General features: G+C 64.3%; 18 protein-coding genes. 5 read left to right on the forward strand and 13 right to left on the reverse strand.

Features of this window, described 5'->3' with window-relative positions; translation table 11 throughout:
- Positions 1-227: 227 nt before the first annotated feature.
- The 3 genes from NE609_RS11575 to NE609_RS11585 form a co-directional block, all read right to left on the reverse strand.
- Positions 228-1,892 carry an AMP-binding protein gene (locus NE609_RS11575; protein ID WP_256152578.1) on the reverse strand — a complete coding sequence of 555 codons (1,665 nt, stop codon included), beginning with the start codon at positions 1,890-1,892 and terminating at the stop codon, positions 228-230.
- A gap of 39 nt (positions 1,893-1,931) precedes the next feature.
- Positions 1,932-2,480, reverse strand: coding sequence for a helix-turn-helix domain-containing protein (locus NE609_RS11580; RefSeq protein ID WP_256152579.1), 549 nt, complete (start codon positions 2,478-2,480; stop codon positions 1,932-1,934).
- Between the two features lie 91 nt (positions 2,481-2,571).
- A complete protein-coding gene (locus NE609_RS11585) occupies positions 2,572-2,784 on the reverse strand; it encodes a helix-turn-helix domain-containing protein (RefSeq protein ID WP_256152580.1) in 213 nt (70 codons plus the stop codon).
- 160 nt (positions 2,785-2,944) lie between these two features.
- Between NE609_RS11585 and NE609_RS11590 the strand changes: the two genes are divergently transcribed.
- The 3 genes from NE609_RS11590 (at position 2,945) to NE609_RS11600 (ending at position 6,695) form a co-directional block, all read left to right on the forward strand.
- Positions 2,945-3,124 (forward strand): hypothetical protein, encoded by a 180-nt coding sequence (locus tag NE609_RS11590; protein ID WP_353939246.1) that lies wholly within the window; start codon positions 2,945-2,947, stop codon positions 3,122-3,124.
- Positions 3,125-3,208: 84 nt separating this feature from the next.
- Positions 3,209-3,799: a xanthine phosphoribosyltransferase gene (locus NE609_RS11595; protein ID WP_256152581.1), complete on the forward strand. Its 591-nt coding sequence runs from the start codon at positions 3,209-3,211 to the stop codon at positions 3,797-3,799.
- A 334-nt stretch (positions 3,800-4,133) separates the two neighbouring features.
- Complete coding sequence (locus tag NE609_RS11600) at positions 4,134-6,695, forward strand: ATP-dependent helicase (protein ID WP_256152582.1); 2,562 nt, start codon at positions 4,134-4,136, stop codon at positions 6,693-6,695.
- A 229-nt stretch (positions 6,696-6,924) separates the two neighbouring features.
- Here the strand turns inward: NE609_RS11600 and NE609_RS11605 are convergent, their stop codons facing one another.
- From NE609_RS11605 to NE609_RS11650, 10 genes are all read right to left on the reverse strand, one after another.
- Positions 6,925-8,646, reverse strand: a complete 1,722-nt coding sequence (locus tag NE609_RS11605) for an ATP-binding protein (RefSeq protein ID WP_256152583.1) — start codon at positions 8,644-8,646, stop codon at positions 6,925-6,927.
- A 26-nt stretch (positions 8,647-8,672) separates the two neighbouring features.
- Complete coding sequence (locus NE609_RS11610) at positions 8,673-9,350, reverse strand: winged helix-turn-helix domain-containing protein (protein WP_121586747.1); 678 nt, start codon at positions 9,348-9,350, stop codon at positions 8,673-8,675.
- A gap of 22 nt (positions 9,351-9,372) precedes the next feature.
- Positions 9,373-10,029 carry a phosphate signaling complex protein PhoU gene (gene phoU, locus NE609_RS11615; protein WP_256152584.1) on the reverse strand — a complete coding sequence of 219 codons (657 nt, stop codon included), beginning with the start codon at positions 10,027-10,029 and terminating at the stop codon, positions 9,373-9,375.
- Positions 10,030-10,782, reverse strand: a complete 753-nt coding sequence (pstB, locus tag NE609_RS11620; RefSeq protein WP_121586746.1) for a phosphate ABC transporter ATP-binding protein PstB — start codon at positions 10,780-10,782, stop codon at positions 10,030-10,032.
- A gap of 8 nt (positions 10,783-10,790) precedes the next feature.
- The gene (pstA, locus tag NE609_RS11625) at positions 10,791-11,684 is read right to left on the reverse strand and encodes a phosphate ABC transporter permease PstA (RefSeq protein WP_121586745.1); all 894 of its coding nucleotides are present in this window, start codon (positions 11,682-11,684) and stop codon (positions 10,791-10,793) included.
- Positions 11,684-12,553, reverse strand: a complete 870-nt coding sequence (gene pstC / locus NE609_RS11630; protein WP_256152585.1) for a phosphate ABC transporter permease subunit PstC — start codon at positions 12,551-12,553, stop codon at positions 11,684-11,686. The genes pstA and pstC overlap by 1 nt, the downstream gene beginning before the upstream one ends.
- A gap of 165 nt (positions 12,554-12,718) precedes the next feature.
- Entirely contained in the window at positions 12,719-13,675 is a 957-nt protein-coding gene (locus NE609_RS11635; protein WP_256152586.1) for a substrate-binding domain-containing protein, read from the reverse strand.
- Between the two features lie 466 nt (positions 13,676-14,141).
- A complete protein-coding gene (gene rbr / locus NE609_RS11640) occupies positions 14,142-14,687 on the reverse strand; it encodes a rubrerythrin (protein WP_101552773.1) in 546 nt (181 codons plus the stop codon).
- Positions 14,688-15,050: 363 nt separating this feature from the next.
- Entirely contained in the window at positions 15,051-15,890 is an 840-nt protein-coding gene (locus NE609_RS11645; protein ID WP_256152587.1) for an Mrp/NBP35 family ATP-binding protein, read from the reverse strand.
- A 164-nt stretch (positions 15,891-16,054) separates the two neighbouring features.
- Positions 16,055-16,879, reverse strand: coding sequence for a 4Fe-4S dicluster domain-containing protein (locus tag NE609_RS11650; protein WP_256152588.1), 825 nt, complete (start codon positions 16,877-16,879; stop codon positions 16,055-16,057).
- Positions 16,880-16,989: 110 nt separating this feature from the next.
- Between NE609_RS11650 and dinB the strand changes: the two genes are divergently transcribed.
- Together dinB and NE609_RS11660 are read left to right on the forward strand one after the other, a co-directional pair.
- The gene (gene dinB, locus NE609_RS11655; protein WP_256152589.1) at positions 16,990-18,219 is read left to right on the forward strand and encodes a DNA polymerase IV; all 1,230 of its coding nucleotides are present in this window, start codon (positions 16,990-16,992) and stop codon (positions 18,217-18,219) included.
- A 192-nt stretch (positions 18,220-18,411) separates the two neighbouring features.
- Positions 18,412-20,058 carry a WG repeat-containing protein gene (locus tag NE609_RS11660; protein WP_256152590.1) on the forward strand — a complete coding sequence of 549 codons (1,647 nt, stop codon included), beginning with the start codon at positions 18,412-18,414 and terminating at the stop codon, positions 20,056-20,058.
- The last annotated feature ends 348 nt before the right edge of the window (positions 20,059-20,406 follow it).

Below are 20,406 nucleotides of genomic sequence, written 5' to 3' on the forward strand. Positions count from 1 at the left end.
CATTTCTTGTCCGTACAAGAAATGGGGCCGCCCGCCGGGGCGGGACCCGGCAACTCCGCCGCTCCCCGAGCGGCAAATCTAAGCCCGCTGTCGGTCGACTACCGACAACCTCCTCCGCTCGATGAGCGGACAATCTAAAACCGCCGTCGGCCGACTACCGACAAGCTCTGCCGCTCCCTGAGCGGCAAAAAAAGAATCGCCGCACCCTGCCGGGCGCGGCGAAAAAATTATTTCTGAGAGTCCTCCAGCCGAATCTGCTTGCGCTTGATCTTGCCGGAGGTGGTTTTGGGCAGCTCGCTCACGAACTCGACGATGCGCGGATATTTATAGGGGGCGGTCTCCTTTTTGACGTGGTTCTGGAGCTCCTTTTTGAGCGCGTCGGAGGGTTCGTAGCCCTTTGCGAGCACAATGGTGGCCTTGACGACCTGCCCGCGCACGGGGTCGGGCGCGGCGGTGACGGCGCACTCGAGCACCGACGGATGGGTCATGAGCGCCGATTCGACCTCGAAGGGACCGATGCGGTAGCCCGAGCACTTGATCACGTCGTCGTTGCGGCCGACAAACCAGATATAGCCGTCGCTGTCCCGCCAGGCGGTGTCGCCGGTGGAATACATGTTGTCAAAGAAGGCGTCCTCGTTGGCGGCGGGGTCGTCGCGGTATTCGACGAGCAGGCCCGCCGGGCGGAATTTGTCGAGGTTTTTGACGACGATCGTGCCGACGATGCCGTCCTCGCAGGAGTTGCCGTCCTCGTCGACGATGTCGAGGTCGTAGAGGGGCGAAAACTTGCCGGTCGAGCCGGGCTTGATCGGAAACCACGGGAAGTTCGCGATGATAACCGTCGTCTCCGACTGGCCGAAGCCCTCGGTGAGCTCCAGCCCGGTCGCCTCCTTCCAGCGGTTGAAGACCTCGGGATTGAGCGGCTCGCCCGCGATCGTGCATTTTTTGAGGGAGGAGAGATCGTATTTCGAGAGGTCCTCCTTGATGAGGAAGCGGTAGACGGTAGGCGGCGCGCAGAAGGTCGTCGGCCGCAGGTGCTCGACCGTCTCAAGCATATGCCTGGGGTCAAATTTGCCCTCGGTGTCGTATGCCACGATCACCGCGCCGCAGATCCACTGGCCGTAAATCTTGCCCCAGCCGAATTTCGCCCAGCCCGAATCGGCCGACACGAAATGCAGCCCGCCCTCCTCCACCTGGTGCCAGTAGTTGGCGGTGGTGATGTGCCCGAGCGGATAGGCGTAGTTGTGGACGATGAGCTTGGGCATCCCGGTGGTGCCGGAGGTGAAATACCCGAGCATGAGGTCGTGGACGTCGGTGGCCGCCGCCCCCGTGGGACGCGGAAAAACGGAGGGATACGCCGCCGCCTCGGCGCGCAGGTCGATGCAGCCCGCCGGGACATGCGCCCCGACCACCGCCACCTGTTCGAGGGTTTTGCAGGCGGGACGCACCTGCGCGATGTTGCGGAGCAGCTCGTCGTCGTCCACCGTGCAGATCATCTTGACGCCCGCCTTGTTGCAGCGGTATTCAATGTCGTGCGGCATGAGCTGGAAGGTGGCCGGGATGACCACTGCGCCGATGCGGTGGAGCGCCAGCATACAAACCCACGCCTCCACCCGCTGTTTGAGCACGAGCAGGACGAAATCGCCCTTTTTCACGCCGTAATGGGTGAAGAAATTCGCCATGCGGCAGGAATACTCCGAGAGGTCCTTGAAGGTGTAGCGCCGCTCGTCGCGGCCGTCGTTCACCCAGACGAGCGCGGGCTTTTCGGGGTCTTTGGCCCACTCGTCGATCACATCATAGGCAAAGTTGAAATCCCCGGGCACGTTGAGACGGTAGTTCGCCTTGAAATCCTCGTACGAGTCAAACCCGGTACGGGGTAAAAATTTTTCGATCATGTTTTTTTGCACCGCTTTCTTAAATTCTCTGGTCCGCGTTCATTCGTTGATGATGGTCAGGAATTTTACCGGACCGCCCACGGCGCGCTGTCCGTGCGGCGTCATCGGGTTGAAGAACGCGCTGTCGCCGGCCTCGAGAAGAAATTCCCGGGAACCGATTACCAGCTGTACGGTGCCTTTTAAGACGTAGTTGAACTCCTGCCCGCCGTGCACGACGAGCTCGGGGGGATTTTCCATCGGCTCCAGATCGACCACCATCGGGTCGAACTGGCGGCCGATATAGTTGAAGGCGAGGGAACTGAATTTGTAGCCCTTGTACCGCTCCACCGACACGCCCCGCCCCTGGCGGACGATGGTGTAGTCGCTCATGCGGGGGGCGTCCCCGGTCAGGAGCACCGTGGGGTCGACGTTCAGCGCCGCCGCTACCGCGTAGATCGCTCCTATCGGAATGTCGGATTCGGCGTTCTCGTACTGGTTGTACTCCGCTACCGATACGTTCACCTGCTTTGCAAGGTCGGCCGCGTCTACGTCGAGGATCTCGCGCAGCTCGCGGATGCGTTGGGCAATCTGCTTGATCTGGTCGTTCATGATGCTCCTCCTTCTTTCAAAAGTCGTGCGAAAAGGGATATCCCATATTTTACACTTTAACAGGGTAAATGGCAAGGAAAATTTTTGCGGCCTATTCCCGCTCCTTCTTGTCGCTCACTTCCAGCAGATAGTCGACGCTCACGTTGTAGAACTCCGCGAGCTTCACCAAAATCTCCGCTGGAATTCTTCTGTGCCCATTTTCATACCCTGAGTACGTACTTCGAGGGATTTCCAAAAAAGCCGCTATTTCCTTTTGTCCGATATCGCCGTCTTCTCTTAAGTCCTTGATTCTTCTGAAGTACACACTATCACCTCAAAAAAATCTTATGTGATTCATATCGAATCATTGACTTTTGATTCTCTATGAATCAAAATAGTATTTGGAGGTGACAGGCGTGAAATACCAGAAGCCGAATTTTAAGTGCGTTGGGTTTCTCATGCGGGGGTTGCGGGAAGCGCGGGGGATGAGCATTTGGGACCTCGCGTTCAAGAGCGGCGTCTCGGAATCCAACATTTGGCGGCTGGAACACGGGCTGCTCATGGGCCAGTATCACATGAACGAGTTTTTCGCGTTGTGCGACGCGCTCGACGCGGAGCCCTACCTCGTTCTCCGCCTCGCGGGCAAGAAAAAAGGAAAGCCATAAATTTGGCTTTCCCCATTGAACAAATCGGCGGGATGCGCTAAACTGTTGACAACGAACCGTGTCGAATTTAGGAGGGAACCCGCTATGGAACTGCTGAAACAGCGCATCCTCAAAGACGGCCACGTCAAGGCCGGCAACGTCCTCAAGGTGGACAACTTCCTCAACCACCAGATGGACGTGGCCCTTTTTGCCGAGATCGGCAAGGAGTTCAAGCGCCGCTTTGCCGGCTGCGGCGTCACCAAGATTCTGACCATCGAGGCGTCCGGAATCGGCATCGCCTGCCTGACCGCCGAACAGTTCGGCGTGCCGGTGGTCTTCGCCAAGAAGAGCCAGTCGAAAAACATCGACGGCGAGGTCTACACCACCCGTGTGGAGTCCTTCACCCACGGGCGGGTTTACGACATCATCGTCTCCAAAAAGTTCCTCTCCCCCGAGGACCGCGTCCTGCTCATCGACGACTTCCTCGCCAAGGGCAGTGCGCTCAACGGGCTTTGCCAGCTCGTCGAGGATTCGGGCGCGACGCTTGTGGGCGCGGGCATCGTGATCGAAAAGGGCTTCCAGGAGGGCGGCGAGCTCATCCGGGGACGGGGCGTGCGGGTAGAATCGCTCGCCATCGTCGACGCGATGGACCCGGAAACCGGTTCGATCACCTTTAGAGACCAGGGGAACTTTTGAAAAAGTTCCCCTGGACCCCTCAAAACTTTTGATGCAGGCGTGGCGCTTTCCACTCCGCGCGCGCGTCCCGTGAGACAATGAACTCACCAGACAAAAATTTTCGCCGCCACTTGCCCTGCGGGCAAATGGTGTCCCCATTCGGGCCGTCGCTTCGCGACACCTTTTTAAAGGCGGCGGGATGTCGGGGCGGAGCCCTGATGCGCGCCCCGCAGGGCGCAGGACACTTGATCCTGAGAAGCGATTTTTTTGGTTCTTTTTTTCAAGAAAAAAAAGAACGGGGCCTGCCGCGATGCTTTTGCGGCGGGCTCGCATTTCTTTCGGAGGGGGGCCTATGATGCCCGCGGTCACAGCGCCGGCGTTCACGCTCAACGACGAGCAGCGGATCGCCGCCGAAACCTTCACGGACAACCTGCTGGTGCTCGCGGGCGCGGGCACCGGCAAGACGAACACGCTTGCCTGCCGGGTGGCGAACCTGCTCTCCGGTGGGCTGGCAAAACCGGAGGAGATTCTCTGCCTCACCTTCACCAACCGCGCCTGCCGCGAGATGACCGAGCGGGTGGAGCGGATGGCGGGGGAGGCGGCGCGCGGCGTGACGGTCAAGACGGTCCACGCCTTCTGCGCGTGGCTGCTGCGGGAGACCCCCGGCGTTTTCACCGACGTGGGGCCGGACTTTTCCGTCTGCGACGCCGACGACGCGCGGGAGATCCTCCGGGAGGTCGTCTTCGAGGTGGTGGGGCGCGAGCCGGGCGACCAGGCGCTGCGGGTTTTGCAGGATTTCACCGGGCTGGTCAAGGACTGCTGGCTCGCCCGCCCGCAGGAGGACTGCTCCGCCGCCGCGGCGTGGGCGTTTGTCCACCGGCGGGAGGAGGTCGAGCGGGTGTGCGTCGGCCCCGACCGCCGGTTCGACCCCAAATTCCACCGCTTCCTCGTCAAATACGGCGCGTCGGTCGTGCGCCTCTACAACCTGAAGCTCCTGTCGAGCGGCCTGCTCGACTTCTCCGACCTGCTCATCCGCGCCTTTGCCCTGCTCGCCGACCCGCGCGCCTCCGCCCTCTGGCGGGAGCGGTTCCGCTTTGTCCACGTCGACGAGGTGCAGGACGTGAGCCTCGCGGAATACGGGCTTCTCTCCGGGCTCTGCGGGAACGCCCGGGTGCTCCTCTGCGGCGACTTCAACCAGACGATCTACCAGTGGCGCGGCTCCGACCCCGGCGCGCTCATCGCGCGCTTTACCGAGGAATTCCATCCGCGCGTGATTGAATTCACCGTCAACTACCGCAGCAGCCCCGGCCTGCTCGCCGCCGGGAACGCCTTTCTCGCGAACGCCTTCGGGCGGGGGCCGGGCGGCGGGGGGCATGTGGAATTCGGCGGCGACGTGGTCGTCCGCTCCTTCGACACCCCGGCCGACGAAATCCACTGGATCTACGGGCAGATCGCCTCCCTCGGGCTCACCGACTTTTCCCGCGCCGCGATCATCACCCGCACCAACAAGGTCTGCGCCGACGTGTGCGGCATCCTGCGCGCCAGCCGCCTCGACGACAGCCTGCCGCCCGTGCGGTTCATGCTCGCGGACGAGCTGCGGCTGCTCAAGCGCGCCGAGGTGAAGGACGCGCTCGCCTGCGTCTCCGTCGCCGCGAATCCCCGGGACGGGGAGGCGCTTGCCCGCGTGCTCAAGCGGCTGGTCAAGGGGGTCGGCCCCGCGACGGTGGGCGCGGTCGCCGCCAACTACCGCGAGGGCGGAGGGGCCGCGCTCGCCGACTTTTTCGACCCGCGCACCAGAAATACCGGCGACTTCTTTTCCCCGCTGCTCGACGCGCTCGCGGATGGCCGCGTCGTCGTCTACGACGTGGAATCCACCGGCACCGACGTCTATTCCGACGAGATCGTGCAGATGGCCGCCGTGCGCCTCGACCCCGCCGGGAATGTCTCCGAGCGGTTCGAGCGGTTTCTGCGGCCGTCGGGGCCGGTCGGGGACTCCGAAAAGGTCCACGGCTTTACCGACGGCTTCCTCGCGGAGCGCGGGGAGGACCCCGCGAAGGCGCTGGGGGATTTCCTCCGGTTCTGCGGGGGGTGTGTGATCGTCGGGCACAACGTCGCCTTCGACGTTGCGATCACCCGTCGGAACCTCGTGCGCAGCGGTGCGCCGGGGGAGTTCGGCAACGTCTGGTACGACACCCTCGACCTCTCCCGCCGCTACCTCAAAAACCTCGAAAACCACAAGCTCCTGACCGTGGCGGCGGCGCTCGGCGCGGCAAACGACCCCACCCACAACGCGATGGACGACATCCTCGCCACCGCCGACGTGCTCCGCGCGCTTGTAAAGGGATACCTCCTGCCGGGGCAGGAGGCGCGGCGCGCCTTCTACGCGAAATACCTGCCCCGTCTCGCGGGCGCGGCCTCCCTCGTGGAGACCGCCCGCCGGGAGGCGGAGGGGCTCGGCGGGCCCGCCGCCGCGCGGATGCTGCTCGACCGGTTCGGGGTGTGGGAGCTCTATGACGGCGCGCCCGAGAAACGCGCGAATTTGCAGCTCTTCCTCGACTTCGCGGACGACTTCTGCGATCCCGCCCTGCCGCCCGCGCGGCAGCTCTCCGCCCTGCTCGAGCTCTCCGCCCTCTCGTCGAGCGAGCTCGACCGCATGAGCCGCTCCGCCAACAAGGTCGCGGTCATCACCGCCCACCAATCCAAGGGGTGCGAGTTCGATTACGTCTTCCTGCCCGTCTTGCAGGAGGGGGTCTTCCCCACCTTCCAGGCGGCCAGGTCGGGCGAGCTGGAGGAGGAGAAGCGGGTCTTCTACGTCTCGATCACCCGCGCGAGGAAAAAGCTCTTCCTCACCTGGTCGCGCTGCGGGATGAACAACTACCCATCCAAGCCCAGCCGCTTCCTCGGGATGCTGGGGTAAAAAAGAGGACGCCAAGGGGGCCGCTTCCCAGCCGGGAAGCGGCCCCCTTTCCGATGTTCCTTTTTCTCTTGTAAAAAAGAACTGAAAAATACGCCTGAAGGATGGGGATTCCGCGCCTGCGGGCGCGGCGCGGGGCCCTGCCCCGCGGCCCCGCAGCTTTTGAAACTTTTGAGTTGGGAAGCTATTCCACGGGCGGCGGTTCGCGGGTGCGCCGGACGCACTGCCTGAATCAAAAGTTTCGGGTTTCAGGGGGCTTTTCAAAGCCCCCTGAGAAAGGCAGGCGCACGGTGACGGAGGTACCGGCGCCGGGCGCGGATTCGAGCGAGATCGAGCCGCCGTGGCGCTCGACGATATGCTTGACGATCGAAAGGCCCAGCCCGGTGCCGCCCGTCTGCTTGGAGCGGGACTTGTCCACGCGGTAAAACCGCTCGAAGATGCGCGCCTGGTGCTCGCGCGGGATGCCGATGCCGGTGTCCGCCACCGTGACGGCGGCCCAGTCCCCCTCGCGGCGGACGGTCAGGTCGACGCGGCCGCCCGGGCGGTTATATTTGACGGCGTTGTCCGCAAGGTTGCAGACGAGCTCGTCGAGCATCTGCCGGCTGCCCCGCACCGTGACGAGATCGCCCGAGACGGCGATCGCCACCTGCTTCTGCTCCGCGGGAAAGCGCAGCGCCTCGGCCGCCCCCTCGCAGAGGGCGCGCAGCTCGACCGGCTCGTCCTCGACGGCGCCCGACTGCTCGATGCGGGAGAGGCGGATGATGTCGTCGGTCAGCGCGATCAGCCTGCGGGCCTCGCTGTAGATCCGCCCGGCGAACCGCTTGACGTCCTCCTCCCCGGAGGCCATGCCGTTTTGGAGCATCTCGGCAAAGCCGGAGATCGAGGTGAGCGGGGTTTTGAGCTCGTGGGAGACGTTGGCGGTGAACTCGCGGCGCACCTGCTCCGCCCGCTGCTGCTCGGTGACGTCGAGCAGCAGGACGATCGTGCCCGCGACCTGCCCGCCGTCCTCCCGCACGGGGCTGGCGAAGGCGTGGCAGGCGCGCCCGTCCCGTTCGAGGACCACGTCGGCGCCTTCGCCGCCGGCCGCGCGCTCGATGCACGCGCCCAGCTCGGCGTCGCGGGTGACGACGAGGACGTTTTTCCCCTCGTATTCCCCCGCCGGGCTTCCCAGCAGGGAGAGGGCCGCCGCGTTGACCGAGAGGACCTCCTTCTCCCGGCCGAGCAGGAGCAGCCCCTCCTTCATGTTGGAGGTGATCGTTTTGATCGTGTCGCGCTCGGCGCGTAGCCGCTCCATCTGCTCGCCGATCAGGCGGTTCTTTTCGCGCAGCTTCCGGTAGAAGGGCTCGAGCTCCTCATAGCCGCGCAGGCTGTCGGTGTTTTCGAGGTCCTCCGCCAGCGCCTCCACTGGCCGCACCAGCCGCCGGGTCAGGCGGGAGGCCAGCAGCATGCTCAGCAGCAGGGTGACGAGCACGATGCCCGCCATAAGCGGGATCACCCCCGCGAAGACCGCGCCGATGCTGCGGGTCTGCTTGGAGACGCGCAGGACGCTGCCGTCGGGCAGGGCGGCCGCGTAGTAGCAGGTGTCGAGCCCCATCGTCTCGGAGCGGCGGATGTCCTCGCCGCTGCCCACGCTGAGCGCCTCCCGCACCTCGGGGCGGTCGAGATGGTTCTCCATGCCCGCGCGGTCGTTGTCCGAGTCGAAGAGCACCCCGCCCTCCGGGGTGATGAGGGTGACGCGGAAGCTGTCGAACCGGATGTCCAGGCTGGAGAGGTAGTCCAGCCTCTCCTCCCCCGTGTAGGCGACCGACCGGGCGATCAGCTTGTGTTCGTCGCGCAGCTCCTGCTGCACCTGCCTCACGAGCAGTCCGTGGGCCGACCAGAGGGTCAGCGCCGCCGTGAGCAGCGCCATGCCGATCGCCGCGGCGCACAGGCTCCAATATACGTTCCGTTTCATCTTGGTCTCCTTTTGGCGCCGCGCGCCTATTCCCCAATCTTGTAGCCCACGCCCCGCACCGTGCGGATGATCTCCCCGCAGGCGCCCAGCTTGTGGCGGAGCGATTTGATGTGCATGTCGACGGTGCGGCTCTCCCCCTCGTAGTCGAAGCCCCACACCCGTTCCATGATCCTTTCGCGGGTGAGCACGAGGCCCTGGTTTTTGAGCAGGAAGGCGAGCAGCTCGAACTCCTTGTAGGTGAGGGCGACCGGCTCCCCGGCGGCCGTGACGGCGCGCCTGCCCGGGTCGAGGGAGACCTCCCCGTAAAGGAGCGGCGCGGGCTCCTCGCCGGGGCCCGCCCGACGCAGCACCGCGCGCACGCGGGAGAGCAGCTCCATGACCCCGAAGGGCTTGGTGACGTAGTCGTCGGCGCCCGCGTCGAGGCCCTTCACCTTGTCGTATTCGGTGGCGCGCGCGGTCAGCATGATGACGGGGATGTCCGCCGTGCGCACCGATTCCTTCATGCGGCGCAGGATGGCCAGCCCGTCGTCCCCCGGCAGCATGATGTCGAGCAGCACGAGGGAAGGCGCAAGCGCGTCGCACGCCTCCCAGAACGCGTCGGCGCGCTCGAAGCCGCGCGCCTCATAGCCGCTGCTCGCCAGCGCGTAGAGCACCAGCTCGCGGATGCTCTCGTCGTCCTCCACCAGATAGACCCTCGCGGCCATTCAAGTCCCCTCCGTTTCCGGGTCAGATGACCCGCTCGTTGCCGTGTTCGCCGGTGATCGAAAAGGCCACCCACTCGGCGATGTTGGTCGCATGATCGCCGATCCGCTCGAAGTATTTGGCGACCATCACCAGGTCGATCGCCTCTTCCCCGTCCGCGCCGTCCTCCCGGATGAGGCGGACGATATCGTCCCGCACCTGGTTGAAGAGGTCGTCGACGATGTCGTCGCAGGCGATGACCGCCCGCGCCCGGTCGAGGTCGCGCGCCACGAACGCGTCGACCGCCCCCGTGACCATGCGGACGGTCGCCCACGCCATCTGCGGGATGTGCTCGAGCGAGCCGGCGCAGCCGTCGTCGATCAGGCGGAGCGCGATCTCGGAGATGTCCTCCGCCTGGTCGCCGATCCGCTCCATGTCGGTGATCATCTTGAGCGCGGTGGAGATCATCCGCAGGTCGGCCGCGACCGGCTGCTGCTGGAGCAGCAGCCGCAGGCAGCGGCGCTCGATCTGCTTTTCCTTCTCGTCCACCCGCGCGCCCTGCCCGATCGCCTGCCGGGCGAGCGCGGGGTCCTTTTCGAGCAGCGCGCGGGAGGCGTCGTTGATCGCCCGCTCGATGAGCGCGCCCATCTCGATCAGCTCGTTGTTGAGCGCGGAGAGCTCCTGGTCAAACCGGTTCCTCATCTATCCGAACCTCCCCGTGATATAGTCCTCGGTGCGCTTGTCCTTCGGCATCGAGAAGAGGTCTTCGGTCGCGCCGAACTCGACCACCTCGCCCAGCAGAAAAAACGCCGTCTCGTCCGAAATGCGGGTGGCCTGCTGCATGTTGTGGGTGACGATGATGATCGTGTAATTCTTTTTCAATTCTAACACAAGGTCCTCGATCTTGGAAGTGGAAATCGGGTCGAGGGCGCTGGTGGGTTCGTCCATCAAGAGCACCTCCGGCTCGACCGCCAGCGCGCGGGCGATGCACAGCCGCTGCTGCTGCCCGCCCGACAGCCCGAGCGCCGGCTTTTTGAGCCGGTCCTTCACTTCCTCCCAGATTGCCGCGTCCCGCAGGGATTTCTCCACGATCTCGTCGAGCCGCGCGCGGGAACGGACGCCGTGGGTGCGCGGCCCGTAGGCGATGTTGTCGTAGACGCTCATCGGAAAGGGATTGGGCTTCTGGAAAACCATCCCCACCCGCCTGCGCAGCAGGTTCACGTCCATGTCCCCGTAGACGTCCTCCCCGTCGAGCAGCACCCGCCCGGTGATGCGGCAGCCCTCCACGAGGTCGTTCATCCGGTTGAGGGATTTGAGCAGGGTCGACTTGCCGCAGCCCGACGGGCCGATGAACGCGGTGATCGCCCGTTCCCCGAGCGAAAGCTCCACGTTTTTGAGCGCCTGGAAGTCGCCGTAAAAGAGGTCGAGGCCCTCGATTTGAAATTTGTCCTTCATCCTGTTCCCTAGCCTTTCGTAAGCCGCCTGGCGACCACCGCCGAGAGGGTGTTGATGAGCAGCACCGTGACCAGCAGCACGACAGCCGTCGCGTATGCCTCGTTGGTGTGGAGCCCCTCGCTCGAGAGCACGTACATGTGGATGGCGAGCGTCCGCCCCGACAGGAAGAGCGCATCCTTCCCGCCCGGGATCTGCGCGACGGTGCCCGCCGTATAGATAAGCGCCGCCGTCTCGCCGACGATCCTGCCGATGGCGAGGATCACCCCTGCCAGAATCCCCGGCACCGCCGAGGGCAGCACCGCCTTGAAGACGGTGCGCAGCCTGCCCGCGCCGAGACCGAAGCTCGCCTCGCGGAAGGAGTCGGGCACCGATTTGAGGGCCTCCTCGGTGGTGCGCATGATGAGCGGGAGGATCATGATCGCCAGCGTGCACGCGCCCGAAAGGAGCGAAAAGCCCCAGTGCAGCGCGGTGACGAAGAAGAGCATCCCGAAGAGCCCGTAGACGATCGAGGGGATGCCGCTGAGCGTTTCGGAGGTGATCCGCACCAGCCCGACGAGCCGGTTGCCGCGGCGGGCGTATTCGACGAGGTAGATCGCCGTAAAGATGCCCAGCGGCGCGGCGATGAGCAGCGAGAGAAGGGTCATCATCACCGTCGTGACGACCGCCGGGAAGAGGGAGACGTTGACCGAGTTGTAGGTCAGCTCAAAGAGGGAGGGGGTGATGTGGGGCGCCCCCCTGACGAGGATGTACCCGATGATGAAGAGCAGCGTTGCGGCCGTCAGCAGCGCCGCGAGCCCGACCAGCAGGAAGAGCAACAGCGAGAGGGGTCGGCGCAGGTAGGACCGGGCCCGCTGGCGGAGACTCACGCGGTTGACGGCGGGGAGGCCGTGGATGTCGCGCATCAGTTCATCCTCCTTTTGAGCAGCGAAAAGCAGAGGTTGATGAGCAGGATAAAGACGAAGAGCACGACGCCGGTGGCGATGAGCGCCTCCCGGTGGAGCCCCGAGGCATAGCCCATCTCCATGACGATGTTGGCCGTCAGGGTGCGCACCCCCTTGAAGAGGCCCGCCGGCATCCGCGGCTGGTTGCCGGCGACCATGATGACCGCCATCGTCTCGCCGATGGCGCGGCCGACGCCGAGCACCACCCCCGCGAGGATGCCGCTTTTGGCGGCGGGCAGCACCGCGAAAAAGACGGCGCGCTCATGGGTCGCGCCCAGGGCGAGCGCGCCCTCGTAGTAGCTCTGCGGCACGGCGCGCAGCGCCGATTCCGACACGCCGATGACCGTCGGCAGGATCATGATCCCCAGCAGGATCGAGGCGGCCAGGATGCTGCTGCCGTTCACCGCGCCGAGCCTTCGGAAATGCTCCCGGATGAAGGGGACGATGACCACCATCCCGAAAAAGCCATAGACGATCGAGGGGATGCCCGCCATCAGCTGGACGGCGGGCCCCAGCACCCGGTAGGCGGGGCGGGGGCAGAACCGCGCGAGAAAGACGGCGGCCAGGATGCCGACCGGCACGCCGAGGAGGATCGCGCCGCCCGTCACATAGACGCTCCCGAGGATCATCGGGAAGATGCCGAAGGAGGCGGGCACGTCCTGAGGGGCCCACTTGCGCCCGAGCAGGAATTCCCCTGCGCCGATCTCCCCGATCGCCGGGATGCCGCCCATGAAGAGGAAGAGGCAGATCACGGCCACCGCCGCGATCGACGCGAGCGCGCAGGCCAAAAAGAGGATTTCCATCCCTTTTTCCTTGATTTTACCGGACATCGGCGAAGTCTCCTTTACTGCCCGCGCGGGGCGGTCTGGCGGAGGGCGGCCGGGCGGGAAGCCCGCCCGGTCCCCGGTATGGGAAAGGGGCGGATGTCCATCCGCCCTTTTCCGGAGGAAAGAAATGAAAAGGAAGAAAGCGGTCTATCGGAAGCGGGGACCGGCTCAGCCGGCCACCGCGCTCCACTGGGTCGCCGCGCCGGTGAAGATCTCCTTTACCTGCGCGCTGGTGAGATCCCCGACCGGGTTGCCGGGGGCGACCACGACCGCGATGCCGTCGTTGGCGATGACGGTCGCGGAGAGGGCCGCGGCCTCCTCGTCCTTGAGCTCGCGGGAGGCCATGCCGATGTCGCAGGTGCCGTCCATCGCGGCGGTCATGCCGGAGGTGGAATCGCTCGTCTGGATCTCGATCACGGCGGCGGGATTTAACGCGGTGTAGGCCTCCTTGAGCTTCTCCATGACCGGGGAGACGGAGGAGGAGCCGGCCACGACGATCTTGCCCTCGGGCTTGCCGCCCGCATAGGCGGCCGCGTCGGCGGCGGCCTTGATGTAGCCGTTGTCCTCAATGATCTGCTGGCCCTCGGCGCTCATGATGAAGTCCAGGAAGTCCTTCGTGACGCCGGACGCCTCCCCCTTGACCGCGATGTTGAAGGGGCGCGCGACCTTGTAGACGCCGGAGGCGACGTTCGCGGCGGTCGCTTCGGCGCCGTCGATCTTCACCGCCTTGACGGTGTCGTTGAGGGAGCCCAGCGAGATGTAGCCGATCGCGTAGGGATCGCCGGCGACGGTCGTCATGACCACGTTGGTCTGGTTGGCGATCGTGGCCTCCTCGGTGGTGCGGTCGACCTTGGTGCCGTCCTCACCCTTCTCCTCGATGCCGAAGAGCTCGATGAAGGCGCCGCGCGTGCCGGAGCCGGGCTCGCGGGAGATGACCGAGATCGGGTTGGAGGCGTCAAAGTCGGAGGCGGGCGCCTCGGACGGCGCGGCCTCGGAGGCCTGGGTTCCGGAGGCGGGAGCCGCCGCGTCCGGGGCGGCGGGTTCGCCGGCGGGGGCGGAGGAGCAGCCCGCCAGCACGGAGAACATCATCAGGGAGGCAAGCGCAATCGCAAGAATCTTTTTCATTGTTTTCACCTTTCTTTACTGGTTGTTCCGTTCCTGAGGTACGCGATAAGAATACCTTCCCCATGTAAAAACACAAGCCGCGCCGTGTAAAAACTGCGTAAAATCCCGTGAAATCCGACAAAAACGGGCGCGCTTTTTTGGGAGGCGGCGCGGGGTTCAAACTTTTGTAACGATTTGGACAGGAAATGACCCGATAAATGTTAAAGAATCTTCAAACGGGTTTCACATCTGCCCGCTATACTGAAGACACTCCAAAACGAAAGGCGGGATGCAACCGAAATAACAGCCGGTACCAGATTTTTTTGATTTTTCCTTCTTTTCTTCTCCTCATACACTGTTAGCCCGCCGGATGGTCGGAATACCGGTCCGGCGGGCGGACAGACCAACGGTCCCTGTGCAGCGCGCGCAGTTTCAGATAGATAAAAAAGGGGAACGGCCCGCGGGCCGTTCCCCTTTTTTTGAGTGCTCAGTAGTTTTCCGCCTTGACCTGGAACCACGCCTGCGGCTTTTCGCAGACGGGGCATTTGGGCGGGGGCGTGGTGCCCTCATAGATGTGCCCGCAGTTGAGGCAGATCCAGGTGACGCTCTGCGGCTTCTGGAAGACGGTGTTGCCGTCCACGTTGCCCTTGAGGTGCTGGAACCGCTGCATGTGCTCCTGCTCGATCTTCGCCACCAGCTCGAACAGCGTCGCGATCCGGTCGAAGCCCTCCTCGCGTGCCTCCTTCGCAAAGGTGGGGTACATCGTCTCGTACTCGTACTGCTCGCCGTCCGCCGCCGCCTGTAGATTGTCGGTCGTCGGCTGCATGCCGTTATGCAGGATCTTGAACCAGATTTCCGCGTGCTCCTTCTCGTTGTTCGCCGTCTCGAGGAAGAGGTCCCCGATCTGCTGGAAACCGTCCTCCTTCGCCTTCGCCCCGAAGAAGGTGTATTTGTTGCGCGCCTGGCTTTCGCCCGCGAAGGCCGCCAGCAGGTTGGCTTCGGTCTTGGAACCCTTTAAAATTTTCTGCTGCATGGTCAAATCTCCTTTGCCAAAATTCTATCCATAGAATTCCCATGCGCGATCCGTTTCATACGAGGCGGACGAAAAATTTGCGGGAGGGGCCTTCTTTCTTTTCTATCGCAAAAGAAAGAAGCAAAGAAAAGGCTCCCAAAGCGGGGCCCGAGGGCCCGGGTCAAGGGCTCCGCCCTCGAAAATGCCCGGCGTTCCTTCCGGAACGCCGGGCATTTTCTCACCCGCCGCCTTTAAAAAGGTGTCGCGAAGCGACGGCCCAAATGGGGACACCATTTGCCCGCAGGGCAAGTGGCGGCGAAACTTTTTATTTGCCCTCACGGGCGGCGCCACGCCGGAATCGAAAGTTCACTGGGGGGAACGCTTTCAGGAGGGTTTCCCCAGCGCCTCCACCGCGTCGGCGGCGGAATCCATCCAGTCGCCCTCGAACAGCTCCACGACGCCCTTGTCGCAGACGGACGCCAGCGCGGGGTCAAGCGGCAGCTTGGCGAGCACGGGCAGCCCGTAGCGGGCCGCGATCTCGTCGACGTGGCTTTCGCCGAAGATGTTGATCCGCCTGCCGCAGTCGGGGCACTCGACATAGCTCATGTTCTCCACGATGCCCAGGATGGGGATGTTCATGAGCCGGGCCATCTTGACCGCCTTCTCGACGACCATCTCGACCAGCTCCTGCGGGGAGGCCACCACGACGATCCCGTCGAGCGGGATCGACTGGAAGACGGTCAGCGGCACGTCCCCCGTTCCGGGCGGCATGTCGACGAAGAGGAAGTCGACGTCGTTCCAGATCACGTCGGTCCAGAACTGCTTGACCACCCCCGCGATCACCGGGCCGCGCCACACGACCGGGTCGCTCTCGTTCTCGAGCAGCAGGTTGATCGAGATCACGTCGACGCCCGTCTTGGTGCGCACCGGCAGGATCGCCTCGCCCATGCCCGACGCCTTTTCATGCAGGCCGAACGCCTTGGGGATCGACGGGCCGGTCACGTCGGCGTCCATGATGCCGGTGTGGTGGCCGCGCCGGTTGAGCAGCACCGCCAGCATCGAGGTGACCAGGGATTTTCCCACGCCGCCCTTGCCGCTGACCACGCCCACCACCTTGCGGACGCTGCTCAGCTCGTGGGGCTTCTCGAGGAAATCCTCCGGCTTCATCTGCCGTTCGGCGCAGTTTTCGCTGCACGACTCACAGTTGTGTGTACATTCGCTCATGCAATCAGAACTCCTTTACAGGGCCCCGTTTGAAAACAGGCCCGAATACCATAGCTAACAGTATATTGCGGGCGGGCGGGTTTGTCAACGTCCTCCACCAAAACGGTAGAATTAAAAATTCCGCGGAAGTGTGCTATAATAGGCGCGGGCGGCGCGCGGCCGGGTCAGACGTGCAGCGCCTTTTGGGGACACTCCTCCATGCATTGGAAGCAGAGGATGCACTCGGTGCCGTTTTTCCGCCCGCGGGAGTTGTCCACCATATCCACGTCCATCGGGCAGACCTTCCTGCACCGGCCGCAGGAGACGCACCGGCTGGTATCATTCTTGACGCGCAGGAGGGAAAAATAACTTGCCGGCTTCAAAAAAACCGTAATCGGGCAGAGATATTTGCAGAACGCCCGGTTGTCCCGGAAGCCGAACGCCAGCGCGGCGCCAGCCGCGTAGTAGAGGAGATTCCCGGCGAGAAAGCTCCAAAACAGGATCTTGTCCCTGCCGGCGGCGCCCAGCAGGAAGAGGCCGCCCACAAAGACGAGAGAGGCGGCGAACACGATGTACCGGACAAAGCCTAGCTTTTTCCGGGGCCCCCGGGGGACCCGGAAGGGCAAAAGGTCCAGGACCATCGCCGTCCAGCAGGCGTACCCGCACCAGCCCCGCCCGAAGAGGAGCGGCCCGAAGATTTTCGCGACCGCGTAGTGGATGGTCGCCGCCTCGAACACGCCGGAAAAAAGGTAGTACCAGAACCCTTCGATCTGCATGTTTTCCCCGCGCAGGACGCCGAGGTAGAGCAGCATGTAGAGGCCGACGGCGAACTGCACCAGGCGGCGGGCGTATTTGACATGCCGGCCGTAGAAAAACACGCCGAGCGCGAGGCAGGCGCCGATGTAGGTAAAATTGAACAGGTAGAACCGGCTGCCGAGCGTGAGCCAGAGGGTCACCGCGACGGCCTCGAACAGAAGCCACAGCAGCGCCGGGAATCCGTATTTTTTCACGATCGTTTCCTCATTTCAACGGCGCGGTCGCCATGCCGTCCGTATCAGTTTACCGCAAAACCGCGAAGATTTCCACCACTTTGAACGAACAAACGCCGGGAGGGGATTTCATGGACCGCGTGATCCTGCACTGCGACTGCAACGCCTTTTACGCCTCGGTGGAGACGCTCCTGCGTCCCGAGCTGGAAAGGGTGCCGATGGCGGTGTGCGGCGACCCGGAAAGCCGTCACGGCATCATCCTCGCCAAAAACGAGCGGGCCAAAAAATTCGGCGTGGCCACCGCCGAGACGATCTGGCAGGCAAAGCGCAAATGCCCCGGCCTCACCCTCGTGCCGCCCCACCGGGGGGAGTACGTCAAATACTCCCGGCTGGTCAACGAGATCTACCAGCGCTACACCGACCAGGTCGAGCCGTTCGGCATCGACGAGTCGTGGCTTGACGTGACGGGCAGCCAGAACCTCTTCGGGACGGGGCCGGAGATCGCCGACGAGATCCGCCGGACCGTGCGGGAGGAGCTGGGGCTCACCGTGTCGGTGGGGGTCAGCTTCAACAAGGCGTTCGCCAAGCTCGGCAGCGACTACAAAAAGCCCGACGCCACCACCGTCATCTCCCGCGAAAACTTCCGCCGGATCGTCTGGCCGCTGCCGGTGGGCGCGCTGCTCTACGTGGGGAAGGCCGCGCAGGAGACGCTCGCGCAGCTCCAGGTGCGCACGATCGGCCAGCTGGCCGCCTGCGACCGCGCGCTCGTCGCGAAGCGGCTGGGCAAGATGGGCGAGATGATCCACGACTACGCCAACGGGCTCGACATGAGCCCCGTGCGCGCGGCGGACGACGCGCGGGAAATCAAATCGGTCGGCAACGGCATGACCTACCGCCGCAACCTCGTGGGGCTGGAGGACATCCGCCTCGCGGTCCTGACTCTCAGCGATTCGGTGTCCGCCCGGATGCGGCGGCACGGGGTCAAGTGCCGGACGGTGCAGGTGCTCATCCGCGACCCCGGCTTCAAATCGATCTCCCGCCAGCGCGCGCTGCCCGCGCCCACCCATCTGGGCAAGGAGATCGCCGAGGCGGCGCTTTCGATCATCCGCGACGCGTGGGACCTGCGCGCGCCCATCCGCATGATCACGATCACCGGCGCGAGCCTCACCGACGCCGGCGGCGCGGGGGAGCAGCTGTCCCTCTTCGCGCCGCCCGACGACGAGAGCCGGGAGAAGCGGGAGCGGCTCGAGGCCGCGATGGACGGCATCCGCGAGAAGTTCGGGCAGGACGCCATCGGCCCCGCCGGGGTGCTCGGCAACGACATCGGCATCGGCGGGGCGGGCTGGAACAAGGACGAATGACGCCCCGTTTCCGTAAGAATGCCGTAAGAATCTTTTGCGGCTTCGTTCATAATTCCGCCATGTTTTGTGGACGCGCGGTGCTATAATGAAATTGGGAAATCGCGGGAGCGGGCAGGAAAACGCCCGGAATTGCGCACTGTTCCTGTGAAACCCGCACGGACGGCGAATTCGCCCTAGAAAGGGGACTGTCATATGAAAAAGACCGCATTGCTGCTGGCGCTGCTGCTGACCCTCTCCGGCTGCCAGCCCGCCGCGCCCGTCGAGGCGCAGAACGGCGGGAGCGCTTCCTCCGCCGCGGAGGAGTCCGCCCCGGCGTCAGGCCCGGCGGACGAGGACACCCGGGAGGACCCCGCCCCGCAGGCGGACGCCTCCTACGTCGACGCGCCCGAGCCGGACGAGCCCCCGCAGACGACGGTCGGCGCGATCGAGTTGCCCGCCGAACCGGCCTCCTCCGACGCCGGCTATTCGGTCGACCTGCTCACCCCCGCGCAGTACGACCTCTACTACCCGCTCAACCGGGGCGGCTACCGGCAGTTCCAGACCGCCGACTTCTTCCCGCTGGGGCAGGGCGGCAAATACGCCGTCGCCAACCGGAACGGCAGGCTGCTGACCAACGTGGAATACGAGCTCGGCATCGAGGGCTGGAACTCGATCGACGGCATGGTGCCGCTCAAAAAGGACGGCAAGGCGGGCGCGATCGACGCGGCCGACGGCTCCGTGCTCGTGCCGTTTGAATACGACGACGTGTGGTGCGCCAGCGGCAGCGACGGGAGCGGCCTCTACAGAGTGCAGAAGGGCGACGCCGTCGAGATGATCGACCGCACGGGCGTCACCCGCTTTTCGATGGAGCGCGGGGACGACTTCACGGCGCTCAAAAAACGGTTCGTGCTCTATAAGGACGGGATGCTGCGCTTTTATAACCAGCAGTACTCCCCCATCGCCAACTTCGCCTGCGACGGGATGGAGGTCGTCTCCAGCCCCCGCACCAACGAGGGGGGCCGCGACCTGATCGCCTTTGATTACGAGGGCGCGTGGGGCCTCGCGGACAGCGACGGCAAATTCCTGACCGACCCGGTCTACGACGAGATCGGCTATTTCACCGGCTCCTACGCGGTGGTCACCCAGAACGGCAAGCGCGGCATCATCAACGACCGCGGCAAGGTGGTCGTCAAGCCCGAGTGGGACGACATCACCCTCTATAAAAGCAGCGCGAGCGTCTGCAAGGACAACCGCTGGGGCGTCATCACCGACATTGACAGCGGCGAGCCCGCCGTCAAGCCCTCCTATGACTACATCATGGGCTTCGGGGATTACGGCTACGCCTGCTTCGAGCGCAACGGCAAGTTCGGCATCATGGACAAGGAGGGAAACGAGATCGTCCCCGCGCGGTACGACGGCACCCTCTCGACCTCCCGCTCGCTCGACAAGGGCTACTACATCCTCGAAAGCGGCGACGGCCCCTTTAACAGCGGCATCGTCGACGGCCGGGGCCGCGTCATCATCCCGACCGACCACTACGTCCAGCCGGGCGCGGACGGGGAAAAGCTCAACCTCGTCCTGACCCCCTCGGGCAAGTGGGGCTTTGCCAACGACCGCGGACAGTTCGTCATCGACGCGCAGTTTGAAAACGCCTCCCCCTTCATCAGCGGCAAAAATGTCGCCTTCGTCCAGAAGGACGGCAAAATCTGCCTGGTCAACCGCAAGGGCGAGCTCGTGCTCAAAACCGTCTTCAGCGACCTCATCGGCTATAACCCCGACACCATGGTCTGCGCCATGGAGTATACCGCCGCGGACGGCACCGTCAAGGGCTGCCTCGTCAAGGTGAACCTCCCCGCCTAGTTCCGAAAGCTGAGAAAAAGAAAAAAAGCCGCCCGCAAGGGCGGCTTTCCTTTTTGGCGCTTTTGAAAAGCGCCGTGAAATTTTTGGTTCAGGCGGGGCACCGCCCGTGCCCGCCGGTCCCGAAGTCGGTTCCGTGCATCAACCTTTGCCAAAAAATGCATTGAACACGCCGGGGATTTATGGGATAATAGCCGCAGAGCGGTCACTGTCCCGAAACGGGGTATGCCGCGGCGTCACCGGCAGGCCGTGCCAAAAGTCCTTTACACACAGGGCGGCGGGCGGCCTGTATCAACGGTTCTTTGCCGCCGCCTGCCCTTCGGGCGGACGGCGTCCCCATCCGGGCGGTCG

It is taken from the genome of Anaerotruncus sp. DFI.9.16 (assembly GCF_024461615.1).
Taxonomy (GTDB): Bacteria; Bacillota; Clostridia; order Oscillospirales; family Ruminococcaceae; genus Anaerotruncus; species Anaerotruncus massiliensis.

What these genes read in the sequence shown, in the direction of transcription:
- NE609_RS11575 (WP_256152578.1), bottom strand. Translation starts at nt 1,892, where the DNA reads ATGATCGAAAAATTTTTACCCCGTACCGGGTTTGACTCGTACGAGGAT.
- NE609_RS11590 (WP_353939246.1), top strand. Translation starts at nt 2,945, where the DNA reads ATGAGCATTTGGGACCTCGCGTTCAAGAGCGGCGTCTCGGAATCCAAC.
- NE609_RS11605 (WP_256152583.1), bottom strand. Translation starts at nt 8,646, where the DNA reads ATGAAACGGAACGTATATTGGAGCCTGTGCGCCGCGGCGATCGGCATG.
- rbr (WP_101552773.1), bottom strand. Translation starts at nt 14,687, where the DNA reads ATGCAGCAGAAAATTTTAAAGGGTTCCAAGACCGAAGCCAACCTGCTG.
- NE609_RS11580 (WP_256152579.1), bottom strand. Translation starts at nt 2,480, where the DNA reads ATGAACGACCAGATCAAGCAGATTGCCCAACGCATCCGCGAGCTGCGC.
- NE609_RS11645 (WP_256152587.1), bottom strand. Translation starts at nt 15,890, where the DNA reads ATGAGCGAATGTACACACAACTGTGAGTCGTGCAGCGAAAACTGCGCC.
- NE609_RS11600 (WP_256152582.1), top strand. Translation starts at nt 4,134, where the DNA reads ATGCCCGCGGTCACAGCGCCGGCGTTCACGCTCAACGACGAGCAGCGG.
- NE609_RS11635 (WP_256152586.1), bottom strand. Translation starts at nt 13,675, where the DNA reads ATGAAAAAGATTCTTGCGATTGCGCTTGCCTCCCTGATGATGTTCTCC.
- NE609_RS11595 (WP_256152581.1), top strand. Translation starts at nt 3,209, where the DNA reads ATGGAACTGCTGAAACAGCGCATCCTCAAAGACGGCCACGTCAAGGCC.
- pstA (WP_121586745.1), bottom strand. Translation starts at nt 11,684, where the DNA reads ATGCGCGACATCCACGGCCTCCCCGCCGTCAACCGCGTGAGTCTCCGC.
- NE609_RS11660 (WP_256152590.1), top strand. Translation starts at nt 18,412, where the DNA reads ATGAAAAAGACCGCATTGCTGCTGGCGCTGCTGCTGACCCTCTCCGGC.
- dinB (WP_256152589.1), top strand. Translation starts at nt 16,990, where the DNA reads ATGGACCGCGTGATCCTGCACTGCGACTGCAACGCCTTTTACGCCTCG.
- NE609_RS11610 (WP_121586747.1), bottom strand. Translation starts at nt 9,350, where the DNA reads ATGGCCGCGAGGGTCTATCTGGTGGAGGACGACGAGAGCATCCGCGAG.
- pstB (WP_121586746.1), bottom strand. Translation starts at nt 10,782, where the DNA reads ATGAAGGACAAATTTCAAATCGAGGGCCTCGACCTCTTTTACGGCGAC.
- pstC (WP_256152585.1), bottom strand. Translation starts at nt 12,553, where the DNA reads ATGTCCGGTAAAATCAAGGAAAAAGGGATGGAAATCCTCTTTTTGGCC.
- phoU (WP_256152584.1), bottom strand. Translation starts at nt 10,029, where the DNA reads ATGAGGAACCGGTTTGACCAGGAGCTCTCCGCGCTCAACAACGAGCTG.